Source organism: Microbacterium sp. (assembly GCF_049661145.1).
Lineage (GTDB): Bacteria > Actinomycetota > Actinomycetes > Actinomycetales > Microbacteriaceae > Microbacterium.
Genome location: NZ_JBASZT010000165.1, coordinates 1 through 6314, shown reverse-complemented (window position 1 = coordinate 6314; position 6314 = coordinate 1). Strand labels below are relative to the sequence as shown.

Genomic DNA, 6314 nt, shown 5'->3' with positions numbered 1-6314 from the left:
CGGTGAGGGCGCCGCCGCGCCGCGACACTTTCGCGCCGAGCAGCGAGAAGATCTCGGGCAGCAGCGCGCCGGGCTGTGTCGAGCTGGCCGGCCAGCCGGGGACCGTCACGGATCCCTGCGTCAGCAGCGCCGCGGCGAGAAAGGGGGCGGCATTGGACAGATCGGGCTCGATGACGGCATCCCGTCCTCGCGGCACTCCCGCCGGGACCAGCCATTCGTTCGGGGCGGGGCGCTCGATCTGGATGCCGCGGCGGGCGAGCGTCTCGATCGTCATGTCGATGTGCGGCAGCGACGGCAGGCGCTCGCCGGAATGGATGAGGTGGAGTCCCACGTCGAACCGGGGGGCGGCCAGCAGCAGGCCCGAAACGAACTGACTCGACGCGCTCGCGTCGATCGTCACCTCGCCGCCACGGACGTGACCGCGGCCGCGCACCGTGAACGGCAGCGACCACGTGCCACCGTCGTCGATGTCGGCGCCGATCTCGCGCAGCGCCTTGATCATCTCTCCCATCGGGCGATGCAGGGCGCTGGGGTGCGCCGTGATCGTGACGTCGCCGTGCGCGAGCCCCGCCAGCGGTGCGATGAAGCGCATGACGGTGCCCGCCTGACCGCAGTCCACGACCGTGTCGCCCGGGAAGGATGCCGGGGGCACGACGTGCAGGTCGGGCCCGAACCGGCCGGTGCCCGCGACCTCCTCGATCTCGACTCCCAAGGCACGCAGCGCCTCGATCATGCGTGCCGAGTCGTCGGAGTGCAGCGGCGCAGACAGTACGCTGGGCCCGTCGGCGAGGGCCGCGAGGACGAGCTTGCGGTTCGTGAGCGACTTCGACCCCGGCACGTTCACGGCGGCCTGCACCCCGTGCTCGGCGAACGGCGCCGGCCACGGGGAGTTCGCGGGCGGCGCAAGGGAATACCCGGTCGCTGTCATCGGGTTCTACCCTAACGAACCCGTCCGACGCGGCAGAAAGAAGAGGCGACCGTTGACAGCGACCCTCACACCGATGCGACCGGTTCTCTCGCCCCTGGCGCATGTCTGGTCGCACGTAGACTGGGCGCCGATGGAAGAGCAGGCGGCCCCGCAGCCGCAGACACCGAAGGATCCGCGCGCGCAGTTCGAGCAGCAGGCGCTGCCCTTCATGGATCCGCTGTACGCCGCGGCGATGCGCATGACGCGCAACCCCGCCGACGCCGCCGACCTCGTGCAGGAGACGTTCGTCAAAGCGTTCGCATCGTGGTCGTCGTTCACGCAGGGCACGAACCTCAAGGCGTGGCTGTACCGGATCCTGACGAACACCTATATCAACACGTACCGCAAGAAGCAGCGCGAGCCCTACCAAGGAACGATCGACGACCTCGAGGACTGGCAGCTGGGCGGAGCTGAATCCACCACCGCCAGCAGCAGCCGCTCCGCCGAGGCCGAGGCGATCGACCACATGCCGGCATCCGTCGTGAAGGACGCGCTGCAGTCGATCCCAGAGGATTTCCGCCTCGCGGTCTACCTCGCGGACGTCGAGGGATTCGCCTACCAGGAGATCGCGGACATCATGAAGACCCCCATCGGCACGGTCATGAGCCGACTGCATCGCGGCAGACGCATGCTTCGTGACCTGCTGGCCGACTACGCGCGAGAGCGTGGCATCGAGGTGCCGGCCCCCGCATCATCGAGGAGCAAGAAATGAGCGACTGCGGCTGCGACAAGGCGCGCAAGGATCTGGAGGAATACCTCCGGCACGAGGTCTGCAAGACGGAGCACTCCGACATCCGCGAGCATCTGGAGAACTGTCCCGCGTGCCGTGACGAGGCGCTCGTTGCGACGACCCTGACCGCTGTCGTCGCACGCGCCTGCAAAGAAACGGCGCCCGAGGAACTGCGCGACCAGGTGCTCGCGTGGCTGCGCGCCGAGCAGGCCTCGCACGGCCACGCCGCAGCGATCTGAGCGCGCCGGCGTCCTCACTCAGGTCGTGAGGGCGCTCTCCAGGATCGCCGCCTGCTCGCGGGAGTGCACCTTCGGCGAGCCGGTCGCCGTCGAGGCCGCTGCGGCACGCGACACGCGGCGGATGGTCCGCCCGCGCAGGTGCTTCACGACCTCGAGCGCGATGAACGGCCACGCGCCCTGGTTCTCGGGCTCGTCCTGCACCCACACCAGCTCCGCGTTCGGATAGCGTTCGACGACCGCGTTCACCTCGTCGATCGGTGCGGGGTACAACTGCTCCAGGCGCACGAGGGCGACGTGCGGGTTCGGCTTCTTGTCGAGTTCGGCCTTCAGGTCCCAGTGGATCTTTCCCGAGTGCAGCAGCACACGCGTGACGGCGGCGGCATCGATGCCGCGCTCGTCGTCGATCACGGGCTCGAAACGACCCGTCGTGAACGCCGCCACGGGGCTCGTCGCTCCGCGCAGTCGCAGCATCGCCTTCGGCGTGAAGACGATGAGCGGACGACGCGGACGTGCGTAGGCCTGTCGGCGCAGCAGGTGGAAGTAGGATGCCGGGGTCGACGGTCGCGCGACGGTCATGTTGTCCTGCGCGCACATCTGCAGATACCGCTCGATGCGTGCCGACGAGTGATCCGGTCCCTGACCCTCGTAGCCGTGCGGGAGCAGCAGCACGAGGCCCGACTGCTGCCCCCACTTCTGGTCGGCGGCCGAGATGTACTCGTCGATGACCGACTGGGCGCCGTTGGCGAAGTCGCCGAACTGCGCCTCCCACAGCGTGAGGGTGTCGGGGCGCTCGACCGAATAGCCGTACTCGAACGCCATCGCAGCGTACTCGCTCAGCAGCGAGTCATAGGCGTAGAAGCGGCCCTGACTCTCCGAGAGGTTCGCCAGCGGCAGCCACTCCTGGCCGTTGATGCGGTCGTGCAGTACGGAATGACGCTGCACGAAAGTGCCGCGGCGGGCGTCCTGCCCGGCCAACCGCACGTTCGTGCCCTCCATGAGGACCGAACCGAACGCGAGCAGCTCGCCGAAGCCCCAGTCGATCTGGCCGTTGCGGCTCATCTGCAAGCGCTTGTCCAGCAGCTGCTGCAGCTTGTTGTGCACCGTGAAGCCGTCGGGCTTGTTGACGAAGGCATCGCCGATCTGATGTACGACCTCCACGGCGACGCCGGTCGTCTCGGGTTCGCCGACGGCGGGTTCGACGGGAGCGGCGGCGGATGCCGTGACGACAGCGTTCGTGCCGGTTTCGGCAGCGTGGGTCTCGGCGAAGGCGATCTCCAGGCGGTTCTGGAAGTCCTGCTTCGCCTTGTCGTACTCTTCCTCGGTGATGTCGCCACGTCCGACGAGCGCCTCGGTGTACAGCCGACGGACGGAGCGCTTGGCCTCGATGAGATTCGTCATGAGCGGTTGCGTCATCGACGGGTCATCGCCCTCGTTGTGTCCGCGGCGACGGTAGCAGACGAGGTCGATCACCACGTCGCGCTTGAACGCCTGCCGATAGGCGACGGCGAGGTCGGCGACCCGGACGACGGCCTCGGGGTCGTCGCCGTTGACGTGGAAGATCGGCGCCTGGATGGTCTTGGCGACGTCGGTCGCGTAGACCGAGCTGCGCCCGTCGAGAGGCAGCGTCGTGAACCCGAGCTGGTTGTTGACGACGACGTGCACCGTGCCGCCGGTGCGGTAGCCGCGCAGCTGCGACATCTGCAGCGTCTCGACGACGACGCCCTGGCCGGCGAAGGCCGCATCGCCGTGCACGAGGATCGGGAGCCAGGTGAATGAGCCGATCGGCATCCGGTCCTGCTTGGCGCGGACGACGCCCTCCAGGACGCCGTCGACGGTCTCCAGGTGCGACGGGTTGGCCGCGAGGTAGACGGGCAACTGCGTCCCGGCATCCGTCACGAACGTGCCCTCGGTGCCGAGGTGATACTTGACGTCGCCCGATCCGGACTTGGACCCGATCGCGACGGAGCCTTCGAACTCGCGGAAGATCTGACTGTAGGTCTTGCCGGCGATGTTGGTCAGCACGTTGAGGCGGCCGCGGTGGGCCATGCCGATCGCGGCGCCTTCCAGACCGGCACCTCCCGCGCCCTGCAGGATCTCGTCGAGGAGCGGGATGAGCGACTCGCCGCCCTCGAGGCTGAAGCGCTTCTGCCCGACGTACTTGGTCTGCAGGAACGTCTCGAACGCCTCTGCCTGGTTGAGCTTGTCGAGAATGCGCAACTGCTCGTCGTGGCTGGGTTTCTGGTATTTGACCTCGACGTTGTCCTGGAACCACTTCCGCTGGTCGGGGTCCTGGATGTGCATGTACTCGACGCCGAGCGTGCGGCAGTACGAGTCACGGAGCACGCCGAGGATGTCGCGGAGTTTCATCGTGCGTTTGCCGCCGAAGCCGCCGGTGACGAACTCGCGGTCGAGGTCCCAGAACGTCAGGCCGTGGCTCTCGATCTCGAGATCGGGATGCGTGCGCTGCACGTATTCCAGCGGGTCGGTGTCGGCCATGAGATGCCCGCGCACGCGGAACGAGTTGATGAGCTCCTGCACGCGCGCCGTCTTGTCGACGCGTTCGGCGATGTCGACATTGATGTCGCCCGCCCAGTGGATCGGGGCATAGGGGATGCGAAGCGCTGCGAAGATGTCCTCGTAGAAACCGCGCTGTCCCGTGAGCTGCTCGTGCACCACCTTCAGGAACTCACCGGAACCGGCACCCTGGATGACGCGGTGGTCGTACGTGCTCGTGAGCGTGATCGTCTTGCCGATGCCGAGCTCGACGAGAGTCTTCTCGCTCGAGCCTTGGAACTCGGCCGGGTACTCGAGGGCCCCCGCACCGACGATGCAGCCCTGGCCCTTCATGAGGCGGGGCACGGAGTGCACGGTGCCGATGCCACCGGGGTTGGTCAGCGAGATCGTCGTGCCCTGGAAGTCGGCCGCGGTCAGCTTGTTCGCGCGGGCTCGCTTGACGAGGTCCTCGTACGCGGCGAGGTACTCGCCGAAAGTCAGCGACTCGGCCTGTTTGATCGAGGGCACCAAGAGGGCGCGCGTGCCGTCGGGCTTGGGCAGATCGATCGCGATGCCCAGGCCGATGTGAGCCGGTGCGACCACCGACGGCTTGCCGTCGATCTCGGCGTACGAGACGTTCTGGCTCGGGAACACCTTCAGCGCCTGGATCAGCGCCCAGCCGATGAGGTGCGTGAAGCTCACCTTGCCGCCGCGGGTGCGCGACATGTGGTTGTTGATCACGATCCGGTTGTCGATCATGAGCTTGGCGGGGACGGTGCGCACGCTCGTGGCCGTCGGGACGGTCAGCGACTCGTCCATGTTGGCGGCGAGGGTCTTCGGCATGCCGCGCAGCGGCGTCACGACGTCGTCGCGGGCCTCGGTCACGTGTGCGGGCAGGCCCTTGGGCGCCTGGGCGGGCACCGGCTGAGGTGACGCCGGCCGTGTGGTGGTGCGCGCGATCGGCTGAACGCCGCTGACGACCGGGATGGGTGCGGTCAGGGGTCGCGGTTCGGCCGTCGCCGCGGCCGATGCCGCGGGAGCCGGAGGTGCGGTCGTGACGGACGGTGTCGCGGGGGCGGGTGCCGACGGTGCGGGAGCGGGTGTTGCGCTTGCGGCGGGACGGTCGGTCGCACGCGCGGCGGATCCCTCGGCATCCGACGGCGATCTGTTCGTCTTCTCGTACGCCTCCAGGACCGGCCACCACGCCGCGTCGACCGCGTTGCGATCCTTCGCGAACTGGTCGTACATCTCGGCAACGAGCCACTCGTTGGCCCCGAATTCGCCGTCGCTGGAAGTTCCCACGCCGGTCAGCTGACTGGACACGGTTGCGCCTGCTTTCGTCGATGAAGTTCAGTCCGTGCGGGGCACGCAGTCGCCCTCACGCACACGTCCACCAAGGGTATCCCAGGTTTTCTCTCGGTACCGTGGCATCATGCAGTTCTCCGGCGCCCAGCCCACGGTCGATCTCACCTACTCCGACGTGTTCCTGGTGCCGCGGCGCTCTGGCATCACGAGCCGGCTCGACGTCGACCTCTCCCCGCAGGACGGCACCGCGGCGACCATCCCGATCGTCGCCGCGAACATGAACTCCGTGACAGGTCCGCGCCTCGCCGCGGCACTCGCGCGTCGCGGCGGTCTCGGGGTGCTGCCGCAGGACATGCCGCTGCAGGAGATCGACGCCGCCATACGCTGGGTCAAGGAGCAGCCGGTGCCGTGGGACACGCCGCAGGTGCTGCCCGCCGATGCGACCGTCGCCGAGGCCGCGACGCTGCTGCCTGCGACCGAGGGCCACGGCATCGTCGTCGTCGCCGCGCTCGCCGACCGTGTGCACGTCGACGACATCCTGGGCGTCGTGCCCGCCACGCGCCTCGGCACCGCGCTGCCC

Annotated in this window: 5 protein-coding genes; 3 read left to right on the top strand and 2 right to left on the bottom strand. The window is 68.3% G+C overall.

Translation table 11 applies throughout. The features are described 5' to 3' along the window. A partial coding sequence (locus WBP48_RS07520; protein ID WP_424438402.1) for a 3-phosphoshikimate 1-carboxyvinyltransferase occupies positions 1–928 on the bottom strand: 928 nt, incomplete at its 3' end. 130 nt (positions 929–1058) lie between these two features. Here WBP48_RS07520 and WBP48_RS07515 point away from each other — a divergent pair. Continuing rightward, positions 1059–1679 (top strand): sigma-70 family RNA polymerase sigma factor, encoded by a 621-nt coding sequence (locus WBP48_RS07515; protein ID WP_424438399.1) that lies wholly within the window; start codon positions 1059–1061, stop codon positions 1677–1679. Then, positions 1676–1936 (top strand): zf-HC2 domain-containing protein, encoded by a 261-nt coding sequence (locus tag WBP48_RS07510; protein ID WP_424438397.1) that lies wholly within the window; start codon positions 1676–1678, stop codon positions 1934–1936. The genes WBP48_RS07515 and WBP48_RS07510 overlap by 4 nt, the downstream gene beginning before the upstream one ends. 18 nt (positions 1937–1954) lie before the next feature. Here WBP48_RS07510 and WBP48_RS07505 read toward each other — a convergent pair whose 3' ends face one another. Then, positions 1955–5752, bottom strand: coding sequence for a multifunctional oxoglutarate decarboxylase/oxoglutarate dehydrogenase thiamine pyrophosphate-binding subunit/dihydrolipoyllysine-residue succinyltransferase subunit (locus WBP48_RS07505; protein ID WP_424438394.1), 3798 nt, complete (start codon positions 5750–5752; stop codon positions 1955–1957). Between the two features lie 109 nt (positions 5753–5861). On the opposite strand from WBP48_RS07505, the gene WBP48_RS07500 reads away from it, so the two are divergent. Then, positions 5862–6314: IMP dehydrogenase (locus WBP48_RS07500; RefSeq protein WP_424438391.1), on the top strand; the 453-nt coding region annotated here is incomplete at its 3' end.